At 69.3% G+C, this 24235-nt stretch carries 27 protein-coding genes and 1 pseudogene; 16 read left to right on the top strand and 12 right to left on the bottom strand.

Annotated features, from left to right (window positions below; all coding sequences use genetic code 11):
- Window positions 1–87: 87 nt before the first annotated feature.
- The 6 genes from rlmB to ACZ4SV_RS24865 all read right to left on the bottom strand — a co-directional run bounded on the left by rlmB (window position 88) and on the right by ACZ4SV_RS24865 (window position 5115).
- A complete protein-coding gene (rlmB, locus tag ACZ4SV_RS24840; RefSeq protein ID WP_365872405.1) occupies window positions 88–1029 on the bottom strand; it encodes a 23S rRNA (guanosine(2251)-2'-O)-methyltransferase RlmB in 942 nt (313 codons plus the stop codon).
- 89 nt (window positions 1030–1118) lie between these two features.
- Window positions 1119–2522: a cysteine--tRNA ligase gene (cysS, locus tag ACZ4SV_RS24845; protein ID WP_468006497.1), complete on the bottom strand. Its 1404-nt coding sequence runs from the start codon at window positions 2520–2522 to the stop codon at window positions 1119–1121.
- Window positions 2523–2648: 126 nt separating this feature from the next.
- Complete coding sequence (locus ACZ4SV_RS24850; RefSeq protein WP_365872401.1) at window positions 2649–3053, bottom strand: PPOX class F420-dependent oxidoreductase; 405 nt, start codon at window positions 3051–3053, stop codon at window positions 2649–2651.
- 57 nt (window positions 3054–3110) lie between these two features.
- A complete protein-coding gene (ispF, locus tag ACZ4SV_RS24855) occupies window positions 3111–3605 on the bottom strand; it encodes a 2-C-methyl-D-erythritol 2,4-cyclodiphosphate synthase (RefSeq protein ID WP_365872399.1) in 495 nt (164 codons plus the stop codon).
- Window positions 3595–4347: a 2-C-methyl-D-erythritol 4-phosphate cytidylyltransferase gene (gene ispD / locus ACZ4SV_RS24860; protein WP_468006500.1), complete on the bottom strand. Its 753-nt coding sequence runs from the start codon at window positions 4345–4347 to the stop codon at window positions 3595–3597. The genes ispF and ispD overlap by 11 nt, the downstream gene beginning before the upstream one ends.
- Window positions 4348–4632: 285 nt before the next feature.
- Complete coding sequence (locus ACZ4SV_RS24865) at window positions 4633–5115, bottom strand: CarD family transcriptional regulator (RefSeq protein WP_003953493.1); 483 nt, start codon at window positions 5113–5115, stop codon at window positions 4633–4635.
- Window positions 5116–5730: 615 nt separating this feature from the next.
- Here ACZ4SV_RS24865 and ACZ4SV_RS24870 point away from each other — a divergent pair.
- Entirely contained in the window at window positions 5731–6423 is a 693-nt protein-coding gene (locus ACZ4SV_RS24870; RefSeq protein ID WP_365872395.1) for a copper chaperone PCu(A)C domain-containing protein, read from the top strand.
- 284 nt (window positions 6424–6707) lie between these two features.
- On the opposite strand, the gene phoP is transcribed toward ACZ4SV_RS24870, so the two are convergent.
- A complete protein-coding gene (phoP, locus tag ACZ4SV_RS24875; protein ID WP_465195177.1) occupies window positions 6708–7379 on the bottom strand; it encodes a two-component system response regulator PhoP in 672 nt (223 codons plus the stop codon).
- A 5-nt stretch (window positions 7380–7384) separates the two neighbouring features.
- On the bottom strand, window positions 7385–8683 hold the full coding sequence (gene phoR, locus ACZ4SV_RS24880; protein WP_468006502.1) for a two-component system sensor histidine kinase PhoR: 1299 nt from the start codon (window positions 8681–8683) through the stop codon (window positions 7385–7387).
- Window positions 8684–9071: 388 nt separating this feature from the next.
- Here phoR and phoU point away from each other — a divergent pair, with 388 nt between their 5' ends.
- The 10 genes from phoU to ACZ4SV_RS24930 all read left to right on the top strand — a co-directional run bounded on the left by phoU (window position 9072) and on the right by ACZ4SV_RS24930 (window position 16090).
- Entirely contained in the window at window positions 9072–9761 is a 690-nt protein-coding gene (gene phoU / locus ACZ4SV_RS24885) for a phosphate signaling complex protein PhoU (protein ID WP_365941519.1), read from the top strand.
- 244 nt (window positions 9762–10005) lie between these two features.
- On the top strand, window positions 10006–10161 hold the full coding sequence (locus tag ACZ4SV_RS24890; protein WP_468006505.1) for a hypothetical protein: 156 nt from the start codon (window positions 10006–10008) through the stop codon (window positions 10159–10161).
- A 127-nt stretch (window positions 10162–10288) separates the two neighbouring features.
- Window positions 10289–10537 (top strand): SCO4226 family nickel-binding protein, encoded by a 249-nt coding sequence (locus tag ACZ4SV_RS24895; protein ID WP_365881115.1) that lies wholly within the window; start codon window positions 10289–10291, stop codon window positions 10535–10537.
- 54 nt (window positions 10538–10591) lie between these two features.
- The gene (locus tag ACZ4SV_RS24900) at window positions 10592–10852 is read left to right on the top strand and encodes a ribbon-helix-helix domain-containing protein (protein WP_468006507.1); all 261 of its coding nucleotides are present in this window, start codon (window positions 10592–10594) and stop codon (window positions 10850–10852) included.
- On the top strand, window positions 10849–11292 hold the full coding sequence (locus tag ACZ4SV_RS24905) for a PIN domain-containing protein (RefSeq protein WP_468006509.1): 444 nt from the start codon (window positions 10849–10851) through the stop codon (window positions 11290–11292). Before ACZ4SV_RS24900 ends, ACZ4SV_RS24905 begins: the two co-directional genes overlap by 4 nt.
- Entirely contained in the window at window positions 11289–11573 is a 285-nt protein-coding gene (locus tag ACZ4SV_RS24910; protein WP_468006511.1) for a hypothetical protein, read from the top strand. The genes ACZ4SV_RS24905 and ACZ4SV_RS24910 overlap by 4 nt, the downstream gene beginning before the upstream one ends.
- Window positions 11574–11682: 109 nt before the next feature.
- Window positions 11683–12231 (top strand): flavoprotein, encoded by a 549-nt coding sequence (locus tag ACZ4SV_RS24915; protein ID WP_468006637.1) that lies wholly within the window; start codon window positions 11683–11685, stop codon window positions 12229–12231.
- Between the two features lie 72 nt (window positions 12232–12303).
- Entirely contained in the window at window positions 12304–12795 is a 492-nt protein-coding gene (locus ACZ4SV_RS24920) for a hypothetical protein (protein WP_468006513.1), read from the top strand.
- Window positions 12796–14027: 1232 nt separating this feature from the next.
- Window positions 14028–14432, top strand: a complete 405-nt coding sequence (locus ACZ4SV_RS24925) for a HEPN domain-containing protein (RefSeq protein ID WP_468006515.1) — start codon at window positions 14028–14030, stop codon at window positions 14430–14432.
- On the top strand, window positions 14432–16090 hold the full coding sequence (locus ACZ4SV_RS24930; RefSeq protein ID WP_468006517.1) for an ATP-binding protein: 1659 nt from the start codon (window positions 14432–14434) through the stop codon (window positions 16088–16090). Before ACZ4SV_RS24925 ends, ACZ4SV_RS24930 begins: the two co-directional genes overlap by 1 nt.
- Before the next feature lie 348 nt (window positions 16091–16438).
- Here the strand turns inward: ACZ4SV_RS24930 and ACZ4SV_RS24935 are convergent, their stop codons facing one another.
- From ACZ4SV_RS24935 to ACZ4SV_RS24945, 3 genes are read right to left on the bottom strand one after another with little or no spacing between them, the layout of a single operon-like run.
- Window positions 16439–16822 carry a hypothetical protein gene (locus ACZ4SV_RS24935; RefSeq protein ID WP_468006519.1) on the bottom strand — a complete coding sequence of 128 codons (384 nt, stop codon included), beginning with the start codon at window positions 16820–16822 and terminating at the stop codon, window positions 16439–16441.
- Complete coding sequence (locus ACZ4SV_RS24940) at window positions 16816–17244, bottom strand: ATP-binding protein (RefSeq protein ID WP_468006520.1); 429 nt, start codon at window positions 17242–17244, stop codon at window positions 16816–16818. Before ACZ4SV_RS24940 ends, ACZ4SV_RS24935 begins: the two co-directional genes overlap by 7 nt.
- A gap of 46 nt (window positions 17245–17290) precedes the next feature.
- Window positions 17291–17722: an NUDIX hydrolase gene (locus ACZ4SV_RS24945; RefSeq protein WP_468006523.1), complete on the bottom strand. Its 432-nt coding sequence runs from the start codon at window positions 17720–17722 to the stop codon at window positions 17291–17293.
- An 83-nt stretch (window positions 17723–17805) separates the two neighbouring features.
- On the opposite strand from ACZ4SV_RS24945, the gene ACZ4SV_RS24950 reads away from it, so the two are divergent.
- From ACZ4SV_RS24950 to ACZ4SV_RS24960, 3 genes and pseudogenes are all read left to right on the top strand, one after another.
- Window positions 17806–18594, top strand: a complete 789-nt coding sequence (locus tag ACZ4SV_RS24950; RefSeq protein WP_468006525.1) for a GntR family transcriptional regulator — start codon at window positions 17806–17808, stop codon at window positions 18592–18594.
- Between the two features lie 61 nt (window positions 18595–18655).
- Window positions 18656–19106, top strand: a pseudogene (locus ACZ4SV_RS24955) (site-specific integrase); the annotation flags it as partial.
- 47 nt (window positions 19107–19153) lie between these two features.
- The gene (locus ACZ4SV_RS24960) at window positions 19154–19429 is read left to right on the top strand and encodes a ribosomal protein L7/L12 (protein WP_468006527.1); all 276 of its coding nucleotides are present in this window, start codon (window positions 19154–19156) and stop codon (window positions 19427–19429) included.
- A 106-nt stretch (window positions 19430–19535) separates the two neighbouring features.
- Here ACZ4SV_RS24960 and ACZ4SV_RS24965 read toward each other — a convergent pair whose 3' ends face one another.
- The gene (locus ACZ4SV_RS24965; RefSeq protein ID WP_365881123.1) at window positions 19536–20297 is read right to left on the bottom strand and encodes a phosphoglyceromutase; all 762 of its coding nucleotides are present in this window, start codon (window positions 20295–20297) and stop codon (window positions 19536–19538) included.
- Window positions 20298–20553: 256 nt separating this feature from the next.
- Here ACZ4SV_RS24965 and ACZ4SV_RS24970 point away from each other — a divergent pair, with 256 nt between their 5' ends.
- On the top strand, window positions 20554–22212 hold the full coding sequence (locus ACZ4SV_RS24970) for a stealth family protein (RefSeq protein WP_468006529.1): 1659 nt from the start codon (window positions 20554–20556) through the stop codon (window positions 22210–22212).
- Window positions 22213–22224: 12 nt separating this feature from the next.
- Complete coding sequence (locus ACZ4SV_RS24975) at window positions 22225–24192, top strand: stealth family protein (RefSeq protein ID WP_468006531.1); 1968 nt, start codon at window positions 22225–22227, stop codon at window positions 24190–24192.
- The last annotated feature ends 43 nt before the right edge of the window (window positions 24193–24235 follow it).

Genomic DNA, 24235 nt, shown 5'->3' on the forward strand with positions numbered 1-24235 from the left:
AAAGCCGTCCCGGACGCCACACCGACGTCCGGGTCACCCCGCGCGAGTGACGTCCCGGACGGGTGTCCGGTCCGCCGGGGACGCTCGTCAGCCGCGCATGCGCGCCGTCTCGTACAGCACGACGCCCGCCGCCACACCGGCGTTGAGCGACTCCGCGCCGCCCGGCATCGGGATGCGGACCCGGATGTCGCAGGTCTCGCCGACCAGGCGGGACAGGCCCTTGCCCTCGCTGCCGACGACGATGACGACGGGGCCGCTCAGGGCCGCCAGGTCGCCGAGTTCGGCCTCGCCGTCCGCCGCCAGGCCGACCACCGTGAGACCGGCCTTCTTGTACGACTCCAGGACCCGGGTGAGGTTGGTGGCGCGGGCGACCGGCGTACGGGCGGCCGTGCCGGCGGAGGTCTTCCAGGCGCCGGCGGTCATCCCGGCCGAGCGGCGCTCGGGGACGACCACGCCGTGGCCGCCGAAGGCGCAGACCGAGCGGACGACGGCGCCGAGGTTGCGCGGGTCGGTGACCCCGTCCAGCGCGACGACCAGCGGGTCCTCACCCTCCTCGGCGGCGGCGTCGAGCAGGTCCTCCGGGTGCGCGTACTCGTACGGCGGGACCTGGAGGACCAGGCCCTGGTGGTTCAGGCCGTTCGTCATGCGGTCCAGCTCGGGGCGCGGGGCCTCCATGAGGTTGATGCCGCCGCGCTCGGCGGCGAGCTGGAGGGCCTCGCGGACGCGCTCGTCGTTGTCGATGAACTGCTGGACGTAGAGCGTGGAGGCGGGGACGCCGCCGCGCAGCGCCTCCACCACCGGATTGCGGCCGACGACCATCTCGGAGGCGGACCTGCCGCCGCCCCGGCGCTGCGGCGCGCGGGTTTGCGCGCGGCGGACCTTGGCCGCCGCGGCGCGCTGCTTGGCGTGTCCCTTGCGCATCTCGGCGGGCGGGGTCGGGCCCTTGCCCTCCAGGCCCCGGCGCCGCTGGCCGCCACTGCCGACCTGCGCGCCCTTCTTGCCGGACATGCGACGGTTGTTCGCGGCCATGACCTACCTGTCTTCGTGAGCGTTCGTACGTACGTCTTATGCAGTGTGCCGCCCGGGGGGCCGGGCGGCACAATCGATCAAGGGGACGGCTAGCGCGTCCCGAGGCTCCAGCGCGGCCCCTGCGGGCCGTCCTCGATGGCCAGCCCGGCCTGTCCGAGCTGGTCGCGGATGGCGTCGGCGGTGGCCCAGTCCTTGCGGGCGCGGGCGGACTCGCGCTGGTCGAGGACCAGCCGCACGAGGCTGTCGACCACGCCTTCGAGGTCCTCGTCGTGGTCGGCGGCGCCGCCGGCCCAGTGCGCGTCGAGCGGGTCGAGACCGAGGACGCCGAGCATGGCGCGCACCTCGGCGAGCCGGGCCACGGCAGCGTCCTTGTCGTCGGCGGCGAGCGCGCTGTTGCCCTGCCGGACGGTGGTGTGCACCACGGCGAGGGCCTGCGGGACGCCCAGGTCGTCGTCCATCGCCTCGGCGAAGGCGGGCGGGACCTCGGCGGCCGGCTCGACGGTCTTCCCGGTCAGCTCGGTGACCCGCTGGACGAAGCCCTCGATCCGCGCGAACGCGGACTCGGCCTCGCGCAGGGACTCCTCGCTGTACTCGATCATGGAGCGGTAGTGCGGGGTGCCCAGGTAGTAGCGCAGCACGATCGGGCGCCACTTCTTGACCATCTCGCTGACCAGCACGCTGTTGCCGAGCGACTTGGACATCTTGTCGCCGGCCATGGTGACCCAGGCGTTGTGCACCCAGTACCGCGCGAAGTCGTCGCCGTAGGCCTTGGCCTGGGCGATCTCGTTCTCGTGGTGCGGGAAGATCAGGTCCAGGCCGCCGCCGTGGACGTCGAAGGCGGAGCCCAGGTACTTGTGGGCCATCGCCGAGCACTCCAGGTGCCAGCCGGGGCGGCCGGGGCCCCACGGGGTCGGCCAGGCCGGCTCGCCCGGCTTCGCCGCCTTCCACATGGCGAAGTCGCGCGGGTCCCGCTTGCCGGTCTCGCCCTCGCCGGACGGCTGGAGCAGGTTGTCCAGCTCCTGGCGGGACAGCTCCAGATAGCGGGGGAAGGAGCGGACGTCGAAGTAGACGTTGCCGTCGGCCTCGTAGGCGTGCCCGCGCTCGATGAGGCGCTGCATCATCTCGACCATCTCGGGCACGTGGCCGGTCGCGCGGGGCTCGTACGTCGGCGGCAGGCAGCCGAGGGCGGTGTAACCCTCGTTGAACGCGCGCTCGTTGTCGTAGCCGATCGACCACCAGGGCCGGCCCTGCTCGTGGCTCTTGGCGATGATCTTGTCGTCGATGTCGGTGACGTTGCGGATGAACGTCACCTCGTAGCCGCGGTAGGCGAACCAGCGGCGCATGATGTCGAAGTTCAGGCCCGAGCGGATGTGGCCGATATGGGGTGCCGCCTGCACCGTGGCGCCACACAGGTAGATCGAGACACAGCCCGGCTTGAGCGGGGTGAAGTCACGGATCTGCCGGGCGCTGGTGTCGTACAGGCGAATCGTCACGACTCCAGAGTAGTGGGCGCCGACCAGTGCGATGCGCCTTCCCCGGCGGAACGCGCACCGCACCGCCCGGCCCGCTCTACCACGCGCCGGCCGGCCCGCCCCACCACGCGCCGGCCGGCCGGCGTCTCACAGGCGCCCGACCACCTTCCGCGGCCGGACCCGGACCACCACCCGCTGGGCGTCCTGGCCCGCGGACGGGTTGAAGTCGGCGTAGTCCTTGCCGGTGTACTTGCGGCTGAGTTCGTCGATAAGTTCCTGGCCGCCGTCCGTCGTCGTCTCGGCGATGCCGCGGATCTCGGCGTACTCGTAGGGCTCGTCGGGGTTGAGGACGGCGACCGTCACCCGGGGGTCACGCTCCAGGTTGAGGTGCTTGCGGCGGTCGACCGTGGTGGAGAAGAGGAGGTCGTCGCCGTCGCGCGTCACCCAGACCGGGGACAGCTGCGGGCTGCCGTCGGGCTGGACGGTGCCGACGACGATGAACACCTTGCCGTCGAGCACGGACTTCAGGCGGTCGGACAGTACGGCGGACATGGGCACCCTCCGGAGTCCAGGGATCACTGGTGGTCGTGAGGGTACCCTCGCACGCGCTCAGCTCACCCGCACGACGAGTGCCGTCGCCACCGCCATCAACCCCTCGCCCCGCCCCGGGAAGCCCAGGCCGTCGGTCGTGGCGCCGGAGACGGACACGGGCGCGCCGGCCGCCTCGGACAGGATCTTCTCGGCCTCGTCCCGGCGCTTGCCGATCTTCGGCCGGGGCCCGACCACCTGGACGGCGACGTTGCCGACGGCGAAGCCCGCCGCGCGCACGATCCGGGCGGCCTCGGTGAGCAGCGTGACCCCGGACGCGCCGGACCACTCGGGCCGGCCGGTGCCGAAGTGCTGTCCGAGGTCACCGAGTCCGGCGGCGGAGAACAGCGCGTTGCAGGCGGCGTGCGCGACCACGTCGGCGTCCGAGTGGCCGGCCAGGCCGGGTCCCTCGCCCTCCCACTTCAGGCCCGCGCACCACAGTTCGCGGCCCTCTTCGAAGGCGTGGATGTCGGTGCCGATGCCGACCCGGGGAAGCGGCGGTGCCTCAGAAGCCATCGGTCAGCCTCCTGCGGGCCAGCACCGCCTCGGCGAGGACCAGGTCCAGCGGGCGGGTCACCTTGAACGCCTCCTCGTGGCCGGGGACGGCGACGACCGTCAGCCCCAGCCGCTCGACCATGCCCGCGTCGTCGGTGACCTCGTCGGTGACGGTCTCGTGGGCGCGGACCAGGGTCGCCCGGTCGAAGCCCTGCGGGGTCTGCACGGCGCGCAGCCGGGCCCGCTCGGGTGTGCCGGCGACCGGCTCCGGGTCACCGGGCACGGCCGCGGGCTCGACCTCCTTGACCGTGTCGGCCAGCGGCAGCGCGGGCACCACGGCGGGGGCGCCGTCGCGTACGGCCTCGACGACCGCGTCGACCGTGTCGACCGGGACGAGCGGCCGGGCCGCGTCGTGGACCAGCACGATCCCGTACTGCGGCGGCAGCGCCTCCAGGCCGAGCCGGACCGACTCCTGGCGGGACTCCCCGCCGGGTACGACGAGGAAGTCCGTCCGCTCGGGCAGCGCGTGCGCGTCCAGCAGCGACTTGACCTCGGTGGCGCCGTCCGGCGGGGCCACGACGACGACCAGCGAGACATGGCGGGACGCGGCGAGGGCGCGGACCGCGTGGATGAGCATCGGAGTGCCGTTCAGCGCGCGGAGCGCCTTGGGGGCGCCCGGACCGAGGCGCACGCCTCGGCCGGCGGCGGGAATCACGGCGGCGACGGGGCTCTGCGCGGGCGTGGCGCGCGATTCGTCAGACATCGGTTCCTGTCAGGTTTGTGTGCTCGACCTACGTGGGTATGGCCTCAGGAGTGCCGGGCGCGACGCCTTGACCGGACCCTTTCCGTGACCCTGGTCGAGCCATCCGCCCGGGCCCGGCACGTCAAGTATCGGGGGGTTGATCCGCAGGCTTCCCGGGGGACACCGAGCACGCGCCGCGGGGACGAAGATGCCGCAGCGCCCGGCGACAGGATCAGTGTCATCGGGCACCGCGGCATCTTCACTGTGCTGAGCGTGCCGGAAGCGAGGGTTCGCTGCCGCTGCGCGTCAGGAGGCGAGCACCTCGTCGAGCAGGGCCTCGGCCTTGTCCTCGTTCGTGTTCTCCGCGAGAGCCAGCTCGCTCACCAGGATCTGGCGGGCCTTGGCGAGCATGCGCTTCTCACCGGCGGACAGTCCGCGCTCGCGCTCGCGACGCCACAGGTCACGCACGACTTCCGCGACCTTGATGACATCGCCGGAGGCGAGCTTCTCCAGGTTTGCCTTGTAGCGACGGGACCAGTTCGTGGGCTCCTCGGCATACGGCGCGCGCAGTACCTCGAAGACCCGGTCCAGTCCGTCCTGACCGACCACATCACGCACGCCGACGAACTCCGCATTGTCCGCTGGCACACGCACCGTGAGGTCACCCTGGGCGACCTTCAGCACCAAGTAGGTCTTGTCCACGCCTTTGATCTGGCGAGTTTCGATAGCCTCGATCAGCGCGGCCCCGTGATGGGGATAGACCACGGTGTCGCCAACCTTGAACGTCATGTGACAGGTACCCCTTCCGTGGCTATCCAGGGTAACACGGATACGGCGTCTTCTGAATGGCGTTTTCGCAGGTCAGGGCATATCTCGGGGCTTGACAACAGTCACCGGGACGTGCTGCGGGGCCCCTGCGGAAGCGGGTAATCGCAGGTCGGAGGGGCTCTGCGGGCAAGGGGAAACGCGTACGTTACACGCTCCGGGAGGCCGCTCCAAGTGGCGGAACGTCCCGGTTCGTCCCGCCTCAAGCGTGCGACTTCCACTACTCCGTTCGGTGGCGGCAGGCGGATGTGAGCCGTTTCCGAAATTGATCAGCGACCGCGGGTCGGGCACCCCGTGATCAATTTCGGGAGGGTCGCGCATTCCTTCACGGAAAATCCGCGCGGGCCGTCGAGAGGCGTCCGCCGTCGCGTTATGTGAATGACAGACGAGCGGCCCCGCAATGTGGCCGCGGCGTCACTCGGCCCCCTCCGGGTACCCCCACCTGGAGGGAAGGCCGGGCCTTGGGGGAGGGTCGGGTGCGGCCGCCCGGGAACGGCTCGGTAACCTAAGCCCGCTGACAGACACTTAGGGCGGCTTTATCAGGGGAGCCGTCCGCGCGTTCAAGGAGTTGCCGCCGCCGTGAGCAGCAGCCTTCGACGCGGCGCCCTCGCCGCCTCCGCCATCGCCTTCTCGATCGCCTCGCTCGCCGCCTGCGGCGCCGGTAACAACGCCCAGACCCTGGAAGTCAAGCCGGACAACGCGGCGATCCAGGTGGGCACCATCAAGATCCAGAACGCCGTGGTCATCACCCAGCCCGACCTGAAGTCGACGGGTCCGGCGGTGGTCTCCGCGGCCGTGTTCAACAACGGCCGCAGCGCCGAGACCCTCCAGTCCGTCACCGTGGGGGGCAACGGCACGTCCGCCGAACTGAAGCCCGCCAAGGGCCAGAGCCTGACCATCCCGGCGGGCGGCTCGCTGCTGCTCGGCGGCAAGGACAACGCCTCCGCGTCCCTGCCCAGCGGCCGGGAGGCCGTCCAGGACGGCAACGCCGAGAAGGTCACCTTCACCTTCAGCAAGGCCGGCAAGGTGACCCTGCGCGCGTTCGTGGTTCCGGCCACCAGCTACTTCGGCAAGTGGGGCCCGTCCGACATCCCGTCCGCCTCGGCGTCGGCTTCGGCGTCCGCCTCGGCGTCCGGCAGCGGCGCGCCCGGCTCCAAGCCCTCCGGCAGCGCCAAGCCGGGCAAGACCGGCGAGGCGTCCCCGTCCGGCAGCGCCTCCGGTACGCCGGCGACCCCGCTCGACTCGGCGTCGCAGTCGGCCGCGGGGCACTGAGCAGCGGCTTCTGCCGGCCGGCCGGGGCGGGCCGGCTCGTCGTCCGGCCTCGGTCGGTCGCGGGCCGGCGGTGCCCTCGGCGCCGTACGTGTTGCAGGTGTCCGGCGCCATGACCCGGCCGTAGGACACGCACGCAGCCACCGACTGGCCGTAGACCATGCATCCAGCCGCCGACCGGTCGTAGGCCAGGCGGCTGCCGGTCCGGCCGGCCGGGCGTACACGCGAGGGCGGCGCCCCCCCAGGGGGCGCCGCCCTTCGTCGTACCCGTACGGCTGGCCGCCGGCCTACGGCTCGAACTTGTAGCCCAGGCCCCGGACCGTCACCAGGTACCGCGGCGCGCCCGGGTCCGGCTCGATCTTGGCGCGCAGGCGCTTGACGTGGACGTCCAGGGTCTTGGTGTCGCCCACGTAGTCGGCACCCCAGACGCGGTCGATGAGCTGCATACGGGTGAGCACGCGGCCCGCGTTGCGCAGCAGCATCTCCAGCAGGTCGAACTCCTTCAGCGGAAGGTCGACCTTGGAGCCGGCGACGGTGACCACGTGGCGGTCGACGTCCATCCGGACCGGGCCCGCCTCCAGCGCGGCCGGGGCGACCTCCTCCGGCTCGCCGCGCCGGCGCAGCACCGCGCGGATACGGGCGACCAGTTCCCGCGAGGAGAACGGCTTGGTGACGTAGTCGTCGGCTCCTATTTCGAGACCGACGACCTTGTCGATCTCACTGTCCTTGGCGGTCACCATGATCACCGGGACGTTGGAACGGCCGCGCAACTGGCGACAGACCTCGGTGCCGGGCAGTCCCGGCAGCATCAGGTCGAGGAGGACCAGATCGGCGCCGTTGCGCTCGAACTCGTCCAGACCGTCGGGACCGGTCGCCGCGACGGCGACCTCGAAGCCCTCCTTGCGGAGCATGTACGACAGGGCGTCGGAGAAGGACTCCTCGTCCTCGACGACGAGCACACGGGTCACGGAAGGACCTCCGGGGCGGGAAGCGAAGCGTACGGGGATGAGTCGGTGAGGCCGGCCTCGTCGTCGAGGCCGGGGTGCTGCTGTGCGCGGTCGCGGGCCGCGCCCGCCTCCGGCAGCCTGAGGGTGAAGGTGGAGCCCTGGCCCTCGGCGCTCCAGACCGTGACCTCCCCGCCGTGCGAGGCGACCACGTGCTTGACGATCGCGAGACCGAGACCGGTGCCGCCGGTGGCCCGGGAGCGGGCGGGGTCGACGCGGTAGAAGCGCTCGAAGATGCGCTCCTTGTCCCTGTCGGAGATGCCGATGCCCTGGTCGGTGACGGCCAGCTCGATCATGTCACCGCCCGGGGCGGCGATCCGCCGGGCGACGATCCCGACGCGGGTGCGGGCCGGGGAGTAGTTCACGGCGTTCTCGACCAGGTTGCCGAGGGCGGCGGCCAGCTGCCCCCGGTTGCCCCAGACGCGCAGGTCCTCCACGTCGGCCTCGCCGCGCCCGCCGGCCTGGTCGGGCCCTTCGGCGGTCCACACGTTCGAGGCCATGGTGATCTGCTTGGTGCCGGCCTGGTGGCGGCAGCGGTCGATGGCCTCGGCGACCAGCTCGTCCACCCGGACGGGCTCGGCATCCTCCAGCGGGTCGTCGTTCTGCACCCGGGAGAGGTCGATCAGCTCCTGGACCAGGTTGGTCAGGCGGGTCGCCTCGATCTGCATACGGCCCGCGAAGCGCTGTACGGCCTCGGGATCGTCGGAGGCGTCCATGACGGCCTCCGAGAGCAGGGAGAGCGCGCCGACGGGCGTCTTCAGCTCATGGCTGACGTTCGCCACGAAGTCGCGTCGTACCGCCTCGATCCTGCGGGCCTCGGTCAGGTCCTCGACCAGCAGCAGCACCAGGCGGGAACCGAGCGGAGCCACACGCGCGGAGACGGCCAGGGCCTCGCCGCGGCCGGTGCCGCGCCGGGGCAGGTCCAGCTCGACCTGGCGTATCTCGCCGTCGCGTCTGGTGTCCCGGGCCATCTGGAGCATGGGGTCCACGGACAGCTTGCCGCCGCGCACCAGCCCGAGGGCGTAGGCGGCGGAGCTGGCCTTGACCACGGCGTCGGCCTCGTCGAGGACGACGGCGGAGGAGCGGAGCACCGACAGCACGGTGTCCACGCCGGGCGGGAGTACGGGATCGGTGTGCAAGGAAGTCCTGGTGGGTCGCTTCTGGTCGCGTTCGCTCCAGCGGAACGCCAGCATGGCGATGACGCCGGTGAGCACCCCGGCGATCGCTGCCGCTGCGGCGACCGCCGCGTTCACGTCCATGCCTCAAGGTTAGGCATGGGGTACGACATGCCTACAGCCGCCGAGGGGCGACCTCGAACACTCGTCGCCCAGAGTTCACCTGGGAGCCAGCACTGGTTCATTCGGGGTGGCGGAAACAGACGCGTACGGGGCACAGCGTGGAACGTGGGGGTCGTACCGCCGGTTTCACCAGGGACGCACACGTGACGTGACCGCGCCCGAACCCACAGGACACCCGAGAACTCCGAGCACCCGAGATTTCCGAGCATCCGGGATCTCCGAGCACCCGGGATCTCATCGCCTCCGGGATCTCATCGGATCCGAGATCTCCAGGCAGCCGAGACCCCGGGACCCCGAGAACCCGGGACATCGAGACCCCCGAACGACGACGCACGAGAGGGAACCGACAATGCGGGACGCGTACCACGAGGAACTGGACTCGATCGGCGACGGACTGGTGGAGATGGCCCGGCTGGTCGGGTCGGCCATCGGGCGCGCCACGACCGCCATCCTCGACGCCGATCTGAAGCTGGCCGAGAGCGTGATCGAGGCCGACCAGAAGGTCGACGAACTCCAGCACGACCTGGAGGCCCGGGCGATAGCCCTGCTGGCCCGGCAGCAGCCGGTCGCGACGGACCTGCGCATAGTCGTCACGTCGCTGCGCATGTCCGCCGACCTGGAGCGCTCCGGGGACCTCGCCCAGCACGTGGCGAAGCTGGCGCGGCTGCGGTTCCCGGCCCGTGCCGTTCCGCAGGACCTGCACGCCACCATCCTGGAGATGGGCCAGCTCGCGCAGCGGCTGATGGCGAAGGCGGCCGAGGTGATCGTGACCAAGGACGTCGACCTCGCGCTCCAGCTGGAGCAGGACGACGACGAGATGGACCTGCTGCACCGCACGCTCTTCCAGCACCTGATCGACGAGCGCTGGAAGCACGGCATCGAGACGGCCGTGGACGTCACGCTGCTGGGCCGCTACTACGAGCGGTACGCCGACCACGCCGTGGCCGTCGCCAAGCGCGTCGTCTACCTGGTCACCGGCGAACACGCGGACGAACTCCAGCCGGACATCCAGCCGGCCACGGGGGTGGAGGGCGCGTAGCCCTCCGGGGGGCGGGCGGCTGGGGTGTCTTACGGCGCCGGTGCGGGGGGGGGTGCCGGTGCCGGTGTGGGGGTGGCCGGCGGTCGGCGCGCAGGGCGGTCAACGGCCGTCGGCCACGCTGCTGCCGGACGCTCCACTGCCCGGGCGTTCTGACGCCGGGCGCCTCCGTGCGCCGTTGATGCGCCCGGCCGGTCGGGCATGGAATGGGCGAGGGCACCCCTGCCCCGAGGTATAGGAGGGACCCATGGCCGAATCCCCCAGCACCACGCCCGACCCGACGCAGGAGCGCGACACCGAGCAGTCCGCCGAGATCAGGAGCCTGCCGCTGTTCGGCGCGTGCGGCTGCGGCTCGGGCTGCGGCTGCGGGTGCCAGTCGGGCAACCCCTGCCAGTGCGGCTGAGCGACGACCCAGGGGCTGGTGTGAACCAGGTTCACACCAGCCCTCCGCCGTACCGGCGCACCGGATGCCGTGCCCGCCGGCCGGGCGCAGCATGGACACGGGGGAAGCAACCGGAAGGCGTACGGTCATGGCCAGGTTCATCGACATCCACCGCGGCATGCGGGGCATCACGGCCGACCAGCTGATGGAGGCGCACCAGGCCGACCTGGCGGTCGAGAAGGACGAGTCCGTGCACTTCGAACACGCCTGGGCGGACCCGGAGTCCGGCACGGTCTACTGCCTCTCCGAGGCCCCCTCGGCCGAAGCGGTCCAACGCGTCCACGAACGCGCGGGCCACCGGGCGGACGAGGTACATCCCGTACCGCTGGAGGCATGAGCGACCGGGGGCGCACGCTCCTACACAAAGTGGTACACGTACTACTCTCGGCATATGTCCCTGAAGCGCACGAACGTCTATGCCGACCCCGAGGACCTGGCCATCATCAAGGAGGCGGCCAAGCGCCGGGGCATAAGCGAGGCGGAGATCATCCGGCAGGGGATCCACCTCGCGGCGAGGGCGCATCGCGTCTGGGACGAGCCGCTGTTCTCCCGCACCTCCGAGGGACCGGGACGTACGGCGTCCCAGGCCGAGGTCCGTGACGTGGTCGCCGACGCGGTCCGCCGCGAGACGGACCCGGGGACCGCCGCGTGATCATCGTCATCGCGGACACGTCCGGTCTGCTGGCCGCTCTCGACTCGGCGCACCCGGAGCACGAGGCGGCCAACGAAGCGATCATGGCGGCCGGCCTGCTGGTCATGTCGCCGCTCCTGCTGGCGGAACTCGACCACGTCGCCACGCGGGAGCTGGGGCGGGAAGCCGCCGTCAGCGCGGTTGACGACCTGCGCCGCTGGATGGGCCTGGGCCGAGTCGTCCTGCCGGAGATCACGGAGGACCACCTGGGCGCAGCCCAGTCCGTCCGTGTCCGCCACCACGCACTCGACCTCGACCTCGCCTACGCGGTGAACGTGGCGTTGGCCGCGGACTACGACACCGACGCGATCCTCACCCTCGACCGCCGTGACTTCCGTGCGGTACGGCCCCTGGGCCGGCACAAGGCATTCCGCGTCCTGCCCGACGACCTGCCTCTATGACGGACTTCGGACGCTACGTCCGCCAGCTCGCGGGCAAAGGACTCGGGCGGCGCCTCCGCCCCTTGACCGCCGGCACCGTGCGGGCCATCCGTGAGCGGGCCGGCACGTGGGGTGTCCCGGCGTACCCGTCGAATGCGGCGCAGCGCCGGATCGAACGGGCCAACCTCGCCGAACTGATCGCGGACTTCGACAAGATGCACGGCCCCGCCGCCCCGGAGTCGGTGGCGGCCAAACGCTCCCGACTGACCGACACCACCTCCGACGCCGGGACGACCACGTGAGCGGCACGCGTGCCCGGACGGCGCGGACTTGGGAAAGGCTGCCCAACGAGACCGCGAGATGCACCAGTGGCCGACCGCCCTACCTGGCATGTGATCCGATGGATGCATGATGACGACATGTCCCGTCCTCTACCTGTTCGGTTCTGCCGCTCCGCCGGTGCTCGACGTGGCCGAAGTCGTCGCGGACGCGCGGGATCGGGGGTTCGACGTGTGTCTGGGCCTGACCCCGACCGCGGCCCGCTGGCTGGAGCCGCAGCGCGAGGAGTTGGAACGGCTGACCGGGCACCCGGTGCGCAGCGTGTACAAGTTGCCGGGAGAGCCGGACGTGTGGCCGAAGGCGGATGTGATCGTGGTCGCGCCCGCTACGTTCAACACCATCAACGCGTGGGCCCTCGGCATCACCCGGGACTTCGTGGTCGGTGTCGTCGCCGAAGCCATCGGCAAGGGCATCCCCATGGTGGCGATGCCCTGCGTGAACGCCGCCTACGCACAGCACCGGCAGTTCGGACGGAGTGTCGCCGAACTACGGGCGATGGGAGTGCGGGTCCTGTACGGCGACGGCGGATTCACCCCGAACCAGCCCGGCCAGGGCAAGCCACACGAGTATCCGTGGCACCTGCTCCTGAACGCGACGGAGGAGCTCGCCGCAGCGCGATAACCGAGGAGCCTGCCCCTAACCGGTCCGCCCAGGGCGCGGCCGGTACCGATACCGAGAAAGAGAAGGCCGACCGTGACGACCATCGCGGTGACCGGACACATGGACCTCACCGAGGACACCGTCCCCCTGGTCCGTGCCGCCCTGGAGCGGTTGCTCGAGCAGTACGCCGGCGACGGCCGCTTCGTCGGCGTCTCCTGTATTGCCAAGGGCGCCGACTCCCTGTTCGCCGAAGCCGTGCTCGCCCTCGGCGGACGCCTCAGTGTCGTCATCCCATCCCGGGACTACCGCCGCAGCAAGGTCAAGCCCGACCACGCGCCCGTCTTCGACCGCCTGGTCGAGTCCGCCGGCGAAGTCCTGGTCCTCCCGTACGACACCGCCGACCGGCAGGCGTACGAGGCTGCCAACACCGTCCTCATCGAACGAGCCGACCGGCTCGTGGCCGTCTGGGACGGGCAGCCGCCGAACGGTAAGGGCGGAGGCACCGCCGACACCGTCCTCCGCGCACAAGCCGCAAACCTCCCCGTGGACGTCATCTGGCCGAACGGAGCGGCCCGCAGAGGATGAGCTTCGCCACTGCCGTGCCTGGACAGGGGGCAGAGGAAAGCCCCCTCCCCGCGGGAGCAAACCGCAGGTAGCGGGCTCACAAGCCAACGGAGGCTTACTCCTTCTTCCCCTGGGTGTTGTCGGGGATTGCGATGAGCTGGGTTTTCGCTGGTTGGAGCGGTGAGGTCGTACGCCTGGTGATTGTCATTGGTCTCATTGGCCACTTCAGAGTGACGTCGGACGGCCACGAGACGACTGAGCGCGCCGCCCCGACTGACGGCCGGCGCCCTCGACTGCTGCTCTCTCTGAACCTCAGCTGACGACGGTCAGCCACGACGGCGATTGCGCCAACCGACCACACACGCGCATGCCTCGCTGCGTCCCCACCGGTCTCGGCTACGCCGCCGGTGACGTCGGCCAGAGCAAGCCATGGCGTCCGGCACATGACGATGACGCCTGAGCTCTCAGCTTGGGAAGCTACGATCATTTGACGCCTGCTTGGGCTTTGACCTGGGCGAACGGTCAGGGGGCAGACTCCTTAGGCCAGGCTGCTTTCACCATGGTTTCCGTCGTTCCCCACTCGATCTGGTGCGGTTGTGGTGCGGGGTCGACGGGCACCGTGGCAGTGGCTACAGCCGGTTTATCCAGTGGATCACCTTGATCAGCACCATGGTTGGCCCGTTGATCGCTACAGGATCCGCCATGTTTCTGGACCGTCAACGGTGGAAGCGGGAGCGCTTGGATCGCGAGATGCAAGCGCGTCGCACTCTGTATGGGGACTACCTGGCCAGCCTGCCTGAAGCCCATCACGACTGCGGCAACGTGGCTCGGGACCGGGCATGGAACCCTCGGCACGCCGCCCCCATGGCTCGCGAAGCATTCGGGCCGTGCATCGGCCTGAGAATCTGTCCGGTTCTGACGTGCGGCGGAGCAGCCCGGTAACTGACTGACTCGCTCTACGCTAGCTCGGTGCTCCCCTGGTTCTCCTCTGCATCTGGCACGCGTCTGGCATGACTCCAACGCGAGCCTTCTGCGGCGGGCCGTCAACTGAGGGAACATCTGCGAGGCACGTGCAGCAGATGGTGGCCTCTCGACGCGATTTGGGCTATCCTACGCTGTTCACTGCTAGGGAGGGGCCCTGCGGCACGATGCCAGTAATTACGCCTACCGACTTACTGTTGCTTCACATTTCGACGAGCAAAAGTGCTGCAATTTCCGCTCTCCCTACTAGGGGAGGCAGATATCCTTTCCCTGTGGCACAGCTACTGCAGCAAGTAGTCACGGATCGTTTACTGCTTGCTGGTGAGCATTTGAGATCCGGAGATCATCTCCTCCTAGGTACGCAGTACCGATCGGCAATTAGTCGCCATTATTATGCGATGTATCATGCGGCGCGGGCCATTGTGTTCGCCGAGAATCGCGGCGATGATTACGAACGTCACAATGTACTGCCGAGAAATCTGCCACCATCTCTACCTAACTCGGCAACTCGCGAGAGCGAACTGACGGATGCGCGCCTTCTGCGCAATCAGGCGGATTATGACGCCTATCCGCTCAACGAAGCCGACTGGGCGGCTGACGCCCGCGCGCTTTCTGTGACTGCGGCCAATTTTCTTCAGGAATGTGAATCATTCGCCTCGACGAACGGGTATATTTGATGTCAAGTGTCAACTATGAATCCTTGATTTCCGGCGCCCTCGAAGAGGCGAATATTTCGATCGTCCGAGTTGACGAAAGGTCATTTCCGGGCGAAAGGTGGTTCGTTGTATGGGTTAACGAAGATGCCCTAGTGGCTGCACAAAGTCTCGCCGGCTCCATTGAACAAGCACTCAATGAAGCTTCTGATGTCGCCAACCACTCTCTAGTTGTGACCTTCAGGCCTCACCGAGTTGAAGTTAATAAATCCAGCGAGGAAGAGGTTAGAAGTCCCCTTGCCGGGTCGAAGGTGGACCAGTTGATCCAGCTTCTTGAAGCTCGGTCCCGCACCTCGGATGCCCTTCCGAGTTTGAAGTACATGGAAGACCCGAGGGCCAGCCTCGCTGCTATTGGAGCTTCGAGACACCATCTAGTGTATGGGCGCCGGGGAGTGGGAAAGACGGCCCTGCTTCTTGAGGCGAAGCGAATCGCTGAAAGAGACGGCTACGTTACCGCTTGGGTCAACGCCCATACATTGCGGCGTCTGGATGCCGCTAGTGCTTTTCTTGCAACTGCGGATGTTGCCCTGAACTCGCTAATTCACCATGCGGGCTCATCGCAGGGGGATTCCTATCTTCGCCTCAAGGAGACTCAGTCCAGCCTAGCTCGGTTGCGGACAGAGGGGCCGGTGTCCGACGTGGCCCTAGGTGAAATGGTTGCTGACCTAAATCGCTCGTTGCGGGGTGTTCTGAGGGAAGGTCTGGTTCGCCTCTATCTCTACATTGATGACTTCTACCTGTTTCCCGAGAGGGCGCAGCCGAACTTTTTGGACTGTGTCGCTGGCATGCTGCGGGATTGTGATGGGTGGATCAAACTGGCCAGCATTGAGCGTCTAACTCGACCTTTTGAGCCATCGTCGAGAATGGGGATTGAAGTGCCGCATGACGCTTCAAAGATCGACCTCGATGTCACTCTGGAGGATCCGGAATCCACGCAACGATTCCTCGAATCGGTACTTGCTAACTACACGACCACTGCTGGCATTAGCAGGCCGACGAGTATTGCACAAAACGCGGCACTTGGTCGACTGGTCTTGGCTTCCGGTGGGGTGCCACGCGACTATCTCAACCTATTCGCTTCTTCGATTGTAGCTGCGCGATCTCGTCCGAAAGCTCGAGAAATCGGGCGCGAAGACGTTGCGGACGCTGCTGGGCGAGCAGCTAGGAGCAAGAAGAGGGACTTGGAGCAAGACGTATCCTCAGATAATGCAAACAGCTTGTCCGTCGCCCTAGACACTCTCTCTGCCGAGGTTCGTGGAGCTGGATACACATACTTTAGGGTCGATGTCGCTCAGAAGTCACATCCATTCTATGAAGTCCTCGGACAGTTGGTTGATTTGCGCTTCGCACACCTGATTCAGGCGACTTTGTCAGATCAGCATAGGCCAGGAGTTAAGTACGAGGCTTACATCCTCGACTTGAGTGAGTATGCCGACGTTCGATTGAAGCGAGGGCTAGCCATTCTTGACCTCAGGGATGGAAAGTGGAGTTTTCGACGGAGCGGAAAGGCGGGAACGCAAAAGAAATTGCCTGGAACGCTACTGCGAGATGAATTGCGTCGTGCGCCGGTCGTTGATCTGGATCAATTGGCAATTAAGGTAGCTGAGCGTATGGGCGCCTGAGTCGAGAGTTCGGTGGAGCGGCTTTAGGCTGGAGGTGCTTTGGCACGAGTGATCATGGCCGCGAAGGATTGCGGTGCGTCGGGCAGTCTGTGGATCTGCCCGGTAAAGCACGAGGTGCGGCCGTGATCTTCGAGGCTCGCGCCACAGTGGCTGCCGGAAGTCGTGGAGCTGACCGCCCCAGCCGCGAGATACCCCTTCTCTCGCCTCTGGCGGTTGACTGCTGTGCGCGTGGGGCGGGCGCCGGCCGGGCTGGAGTGGGGCGGAGACAGGAGCGCAGGCCCGGCCGGGGGCCGGGCCGCGCGCCGGGTGCGGAGCGACTCGTCTTGAACCCGTAGAGAAAGTTGTAACTCACTCTCTCGTGCGGGGCGTGAAGGCGTGCGCGCATGCCGGGGGTTCGGTGCCCTGTCGGTGTGCGAGGGGCAGGAACAGCACCGGCCGGATCGTCCACGTGATGCGGGTGCCGGCGTGGGTCAGGGACACCGTGCACGGTTCGGCCCGCAGCAGGGCTCGTCGGGTGTCGATCCGGCCGTCATACATCCACTCCCACGCTTCTGTGAAGGCGTCCGCGTCCAGTGCCGGGGAGATCGTTTCGAGGGCGACTGCTACCCAACGGTCCGCCTGCGGAGCGGAATACGCGTCGAACGATGCCACCAGTACCGGCGGCCCCTGCTTGGTCAGGCTCTCCGTCCAGCACTCGCACCAGAACCCCCACCGGGGGGACTTCATCAGCATCGTCGGCCTCCCAGTCGGGCATCCGTATACAGCTCCGCGGTGACCGTGTGGCCCTGGTCGGTGTCGTGGACGATGACCCGGTGGGCCAGGGCGCTGACCATGTCCAGGCCCCGGCCGTGTTCGGCGTTCTGGTCCTGGTGCTCGACCTTGGGAGCCGTGGCCGTGCCGCCGTCGTCCGTGACCGAGACCGCGATCACCTGGGCCGAGACCGCGACGGCCAGGTGGAAGCTGCCGTGCTCCCGGCCGCTGGCCGTGTGGAGGATCGCGTTCGTGCTCAGCTCGCTCACGATCAGTTCGGCGTCGTCGGCCAGAGGGGAGTCACGCAGGATGTCACGGGTCCATCGGCGGGCCCGGCTCACTTCTTCCGGGAATCCTGGGCAACTCAGCCCCCAGACCCGGGTTGTACTCGTATACTCGTGCATACAAGTTCCTTCATGCTGGTAGGCCGCCATGTGCAGCGGGTTCGGGCTAGACGAGTTTCACGCCGTCGTGGGCGCGGATGGCCGGCGGGGTGGTCGCGTCGAGTGCGTCCAGGACGCGGATTGCGTACGCCTCGTCGGCAAGCTGGGTGACCTCTTCGCGGGTGGCCCAGCGCAACGCGCGGGTCTCCGCGCCGGTGGTGGGCGTTCCGTCGGCGGCCTCGCAGCGGAAGACCAGCGAGACGATCAGGCCCGTCATGTTCTTGTAGACGCCGGTCAGGGTCGCCGGAAGGGCGATCTTGATGCCGGTCTCTTCGAGGACTTCACGCTGGAGGGCTTCCGCGATCGTCTCCTCGCGTTCGAGGACGCCGCCCGGCGGCTCCCAGTGGCCGTTGTCGCGGCGCTGGATCAGGAGGGCCCGGCCCTGGTCGTCCACGACGACCCCGGCAACGCTTACGGAGTGCGGGCGTTCAGTGCTCACGTTCCTCGGCCCTCTCGGCTGGCTAGGCTCTCCACCGTAGCAACAGCACTCGCCCACTCGTCTAGACACCTAAAGGAGTAAATGTGAGCCCTCTCAGTTCGGGCCTGCTCGGTGATCTCGACCCCACGAGCGATCGTGCGGTCTTCCGGCAGATCGCCGACCAACTGCGCGAGGCCATCGACCGTGGGCGATTCCGCGAGGGCGAGAAGCTGCCCTCCGAAGCCGACCTCGTCGACCACTTCGGCGTCTCCCGGATGACGGTCCGCAACGCCTTCTCCATCCTCCAGGGCGAGGGCCTGGTACACGCCGAGCACGGCAGGGGAGTCTTCGTACGGCCACGCCCGCCCGTCAGGCGCCTCGCCTCCGACCGCTTCGCCCGCAGGCACCGGGAGCAGGGCAAATCCGCGTTCATCGTGGAAGCCGACGCGGCCGGCGGCCACCCGCAGGTGGACAGCCTGGAGGTCAAGGAGGAGAAGGCCGGCCAGGACATCTCCACCCGGCTCGGCTCCGTGCGGCGGGTTCTCGCGCGTCGGCGCCGGTACCTGCTCGACGGGAAGCCGGTCGAGTTCGCCACCTCCTACCTCCCGCTCGACATCGCCCGCGGAACCCCCATCGCCGAACCCAACCCCGGCCCCGGCGGCATCTACGCCCGCCTCGAAGAACTGGGCCACCACCTCGACCACTTCGAGGAAGAGATCCGCGCCCGCATGCCCTCCCCGACCGAGGTCAAGACGCTCCGCCTGGCCGCCGGCGTCCCGGTCATCCATCTCATCCGGACCGCCTTCGACACCGACGGGCGGGCCGTCGAGGTGTGCGACACGGTGATGGCAGCGGACGCCTACGTCCTCTCGTACCAGCTCCCGGCGACCTGATCGTCACGATTCGCGGTGGTACGCGGGGACGTCCTCCCGAACTCGTACACCCCAGCACGCCGGTCCAGTCGCTGACGCCCTCCGCGTCCCTATGAAGCGATTCCCGCCGACCTGGATCACCTTGCCGCGGAAGGTGGCGGACGGGCCTCCGGTTGCCAAGCGGCTCGTCTTCACCGGGCGCGCGGCCGGCACGTCCGGCGTACGTCGCTGAACAAGGTGGTGTGGAAGCGCGCCCTCATTTCGGCCCGCGCGATCCCCGAGCGGGAGCCGACGGATCGTATGCCGAGACGCGTGAAAACGGGAGGGCACGCATGCCCTCCGCCGCTTCTACGCCTCGATGCTCCCGGACGTGGGAAAGAACACCAGGCCCTCGCCGCGCACCTCGGCCACGCGGACCCTGGTGTCGCCCACCGGGTATACGCGCACCTCATTCCGTCCAGCCGTCCGACCAAGAGCGAACCCGCAAGGCCGTAGCCGCTCGCTTCGCCGCTGCCAAAAACGAAGCGACATGACGGTTGAGGGCTCGTACGCTCCGAGCCGGGGAAGGGCGGGGAGCGCAATGGCAGACGAGTACTTCTTGCTGGTGTGCGACGACGTGCCCCATGACGTGGTGCTCACCGATCCTGGTGACCGTGTGATGGACGTCGTCCAGGTCGTTCGTCGGCTCACGGGGCTGAGTCTCTGGCGCAGCAAGGTTCTGGCGACGCGGACTCCCGCTGTCGTTATCGCCGGCGTGCCCGAGGAAGACGCGGCGGCGGCCGTCTCCGTCCTCCGCGGTGCGGGAGCCCAGGCAGAGGCGAAGGAACAGCCGGAGCCGGACCTCCCGGAGCGCTGAACACGACTCGATCGACCGGCTGGCAGCCCAGAGACGGCCCCGGGCAAGAGAAGGCCCCCTCCCCGCGGGGCGATCCGCAGGGAAGGGGCTCACAAGTCGGCCGGGGCTACTTCTTCTTCCCCTGGTTCTTGACCGCCTCGATCGCCGCTGCCGCCGCGTCCGGGTCGAGGTAGGTGCCGCCCGGGGTGAGCGGGCGGAAGTCGGCGTCCAGGTCGTAGGCCAGCGGGATGCCCGTCGGGATGTTCAGGCCCGCGATGTCGGCGTCGGAGATGCCGTCCAGGTGCTTGACCAGGGCGCGCAGGCTGTTGCCGTGGGCGGCGACCAGGACCGTGCGGCCGGTCAGCAGGTCGGGGACGATCGCGTCGTACCAGTAGGGGAGCATGCGGAAGACGACGTCCTTGAGGCACTCCGTCCGCGGGCGGATCTCCGGCGGGATCGTCGCGTAGCGGGCGTCGTGGGCCTGGGAGAACTCGGAGTCGTCCGACAGCGGCGGCGGCGGGGTGTCGTACGAGCGGCGCCAGAGCATGAACTGCTCCTCGCCGAACTCGGCGAGGGTCGCCGCCTTGTCCTTGCCCTGGAGGGCGCCGTAGTGCCGCTCGTTCAGGCGCCAGGAGCGGTGGACCGGGATCCAGTGGCGGTCCGCGGCCTCCAGCGCGAGCTGGGCCGTGCGGATCGCGCGCTTCTGGAGGGACGTGTGGACCACGTCGGGCAGGAGGCCGGCGTCCTTCAGTAGCTCGCCGCCGCGGACTGCCTCCTTCTCGCCCTTCTCGTTCAGGTTCACGTCCACCCAGCCGGTGAACAGGTTCTTCGCGTTCCACTCGCTCTCGCCGTGGCGGAGGAGGATCAGCTTGTACGGTGCGTCGGCCATGCCGTCGAGCCTACCTAAGGGGCGTCCGGGACGGGACGCGGACGGGTGCCGGGGCACGCCGGGCCCGGGGGGTGCTTCGGGTAGGCTGCGCCCTCCCCCAAGTTCCGGTTAATTCCTCTACAACCTTTCGCCACATTCGTGCGTCTGGATATCGTCCGGGAAGGTAGAGGGGTCAGGAAGAGGAGTACAGAACGTGACCGTGCGTTCCTTTGCGCGGCGGATACGACCGCGAGTCGAGCGGAAGGCCGCCGAGCGCGTGTGGCAGCTGCGTACCCTGCGGCGGCGCCGCAAGGCCGCGGTGACGGATCCCGAGCTCCGGCCGGTGGCGGTCCGGGGCCAGCAGTTCTACGGCCGGATCGTGGACGGGTTCACCGCGGCCGGGGCGGCCGCGGCCAACCTGGACATCGTGGTGCAGGCGCTGGAGCAGGAAGGCATCCCGTACTTCCTGGTCTCCTCCCGCACCCGCTACACGGTCGGGGTGAACGCCGTCGACCGGGAGCGGTTCCTGACCGCGCTGGAGGCCCGGAACGCCGGTACGGCCGTCTTCATCGGCCGGCCCGTGGCCGGCGGCCAGCTCAAGCACGCGGCCCTGTTCCTGGACGGGGTGCTGCCCGCCGCGCTGCACACGGCACCCGTGCTGCGGATCGGCGAGAACCACCTGGGTCCGGCCGGGCAGCTGCTCGCCGGCCCGGAGCTGGCCTGTGACGTGGAGTTCTGGGAGGACGGCGGCGCGCTGCTGGCCTCCGACGACGGGCCCCGGCGGCTGGCCAAGGTGCAGCCGCAGGCGTCGGCCGACGTCTTCGCCGAGTCGCTCGTCGCGCCCCGCAACAACGGGATCACCGACGTGCTGCCGGTGAGCGAGCAGACCCCGGTCACCGTGCGGGTCGGCGAGCGGGAGCTGCCCAGCTTCGGCCCGCTGACGCTGCCCACCGTGAACCGCGTCACGTTCCCGGTGGACGTCGTCTACACGTGGGTGGACGGCGAGGAGCCGGCGATGCGGGCCAAGCGGGCCCGCTACCAGGAGCACGGCATGGCCGAGATCCTGGACAAGGAGACCAACGCCTCCCGCTACACCAGCCACGACGAGCTGAAGTACTCGCTGCGCTCGCTGGCCATGTACGCCGACTTCATCCGGCACATCTACATCGTCACCGACGGCCAGAAGCCGCACTGGCTCGACGACAGCGCCCCCGGGATCACGGTCGTGGACCACCGCGACATCTTCCCGGAGGAGGCGCTCCCGGTCTTCAACTCGCACGCGATCGAGACCCGGCTGCACCACATACCGGGCCTGTCGGAGCACTACCTGTACTTCAACGACGACGTCTTCGTCGGCCGCCGGGTCACCCCGGAGCACTTCTTCTTCGGCAGCGGTCTGATGAAGATCCCGGTCTCCCCGCTGAAGATCGGTGTCGGCAAGCCGCACGCCGAGGAGACCGCGACCAACTCCGCCAGCAAGAACGTGCGGCGGCTGCTGCTGGAGAAGTTCGGGCGGATGACCACGAACAACTTCATGCACACCCCGCTGCCGCAGCAGCGCGGCACGCTGCAGGCGCTGGAGGAGCTGTTCGCGGCGGACATCCGGCGCACCACGGAGTCCCGGTTCCGCTCGCCGCAGGACATCGCCATGACGGCCCCGCTGCTGTACCAGTACGCGCTGATGACCGGCCAGGGCGTGCCCGGCAAGTTCAGCTTCCGGTACGTGAACATCAGCCGGCCGGACGCCGAGCGGCGCCTGGCCGACCTGCGCCGCAACCGCCGGTTCGACTTCTTCTGCCTCAACGACGTCGACGTGCCGCCGGAGGAGCGCGAGCAGGTCAGCGTCCGGATGCACGAGTTCCTGGAGAACTACTTCCCCTTCCCGAGCCCGTTCGAGAAGCAGGGGCCGTCCGCCGCCTCCTTCGAGCAGAGCTGACGGGCCGCGCCCATGGCCATGGACATCCGTCAGCGTTTCGCGACGCCGCCGCCCGGCCTGCGGGCCGTCCGGGACCTCCTGCCGCGGCTGCGGCTGTGGCTGGCGGCCCGGCTGTGGGCGCTGCGCGTGGCCCCGGCCCGGCGCCGGCTGCGCGCCGCGGTCCCGGGGCTGCGCCGGACCGGGCACGGGCCGGTGCGGCTGTACGGGCGTACGGTCAGCCGGTACACCGCCGCGGAGGCCGCCGCCGCCGACCTGGAGCAGGTGTGCGCCCTGCTGGAGGCGGCCGGTGTGCCGTACTTCCTGGTCCCCGCCGAGCAGGGGCCCGGGCTGCCGCGGCCCGTGGTCGGCGTGGCGGAGTCCCACCGGGGCGCCGTCCTCGCCCGCGCCCGGCAGCACTTCGCCCGCGGTGCCGAGTACGTCGGCGCGGTCGGTCCGGACGGGGCCGTGACGCGGGCGGTGCTGTGGGCCGACGGGCGGCTGCCGCGGGCGCTGCGCGCGGCGCCGGTGCTGCGCACCGGGGTGCTGCGGCTGGGACCCGGCGGGCAGGTGCTCGGCGGGCTGGAGGCCGGGTGCGACATCGAGTTCTGGCGCTACGGCCGGGACCTGGGCGCCGACCCCGGGCATCTGACGGTGCCGGGCACCCGGTTGCAGGACGACTTCGGCCCGGCGCTGGTCGCGCCGCGCCGCAACGCCGTCTCCGAGGTGCTGCCGGCGGCGACCTGGCAGCAGGGCGCCACGGCGTCCGGGCAGCCCGCGGCGACGGTGACGGGGCCGGCGGAGCAGGGTCCCGCGGCCGTGGCCGGGCGGTATCTCGACGCGGTGCCGGGGCAGTTCGCGGGTCTGGCGGGCGAACCGGGTGCGGGGCAGCCGGGCGGGCCGCGGGCGGCCGGGGCGGGTGCGCCGCGGCGTGCCGTGCCGACGTTCCCGGCGTTCGCCGAGCCCGGGATCGACCAGGTGTGCTTCCCGGTGGACGCGGTGTACACCTGGGTCGACGGCGAGGACCCGGCGATGGCCGTGAAGCGCCGGTCCCACCAGGCGCTGTCCGACAACGTCATCGCGGCGCGCGAGACCGGCGCCTCCCGCTACACCAGCCATGACGAACTGCGGTACGCGCTGCGGTCGCTGGAGATGTACGCCGGTTTCATCCGGCACGTCTATCTGGTGACCGACTCCCAGACGCCGTCCTGGCTGGACCCGGAGGCGGCGGGCCTGACCGTGATCGACCACCGGGACATCCTCCCGGCCGACGCGCTGCCCGTGTTCAACTCGCACGCGATCGAGAGCCGGCTGCACCACATACCGGGCCTGTCGGAGCACTACCTCTACTTCAACGACGACGTCTTCATCAACCGCCCGGTGGGCCCCGAACGCTTCTTCCACGGCAACGGTATCGCCCGCATCCCGCTGTCCCCGCTCAAGCTGGGCGTCGGCGACCCGCATCCGCTGGAGCCGGCGCCGAACTCGGCCGGGAAGAACGCCCGCGAGGTGATCCGGCGCTTCCACGGCCGGTACCCCACGCACAAGTCGCTGCACACCCCGCACCCGCAACTGATGTCCGTGATGCGGGAGATGGAGAGCCTCGGCATCGAGGAGCTGGAACGCACGGCGTACTCGCGCTTCCGCTCCACCTCCGATGTCGCCCCGGCGTCCACGCTCCACCACCACTGGGCGATCGCGACCGGCCGCGGTGTGCCGGCGGACTACCTCTTCCGGTACGTCCAGCTCGGCACCCCGGACATGCGGCGCCGGCTGGCCCGCCTCGCGGCCGGCGAGGACGTGGACTTCTTCTGCCTCAACGACGTGGACACCGACCCGGCGGACCGGGCGGCGGCCCAGAAGGCGATCCGTGCCTTCCTGGACCGGAAGTTCCCCTTCCCGAGCCGGTTCGAGCGGGCGGCGCGCGGTGCCTCGTACCCGGCCGTGCCCCACGCGGTGTCCCGGCGCCGCACGCGCCGCGGGCGGATTGACGCGGCCTGTTAATCGAGTGGCGTAGCCGATCCCCCCGTTTGTAAGTTGTGGTCAC

This window comes from Streptomyces sp. NPDC027672 (assembly GCF_055566335.1).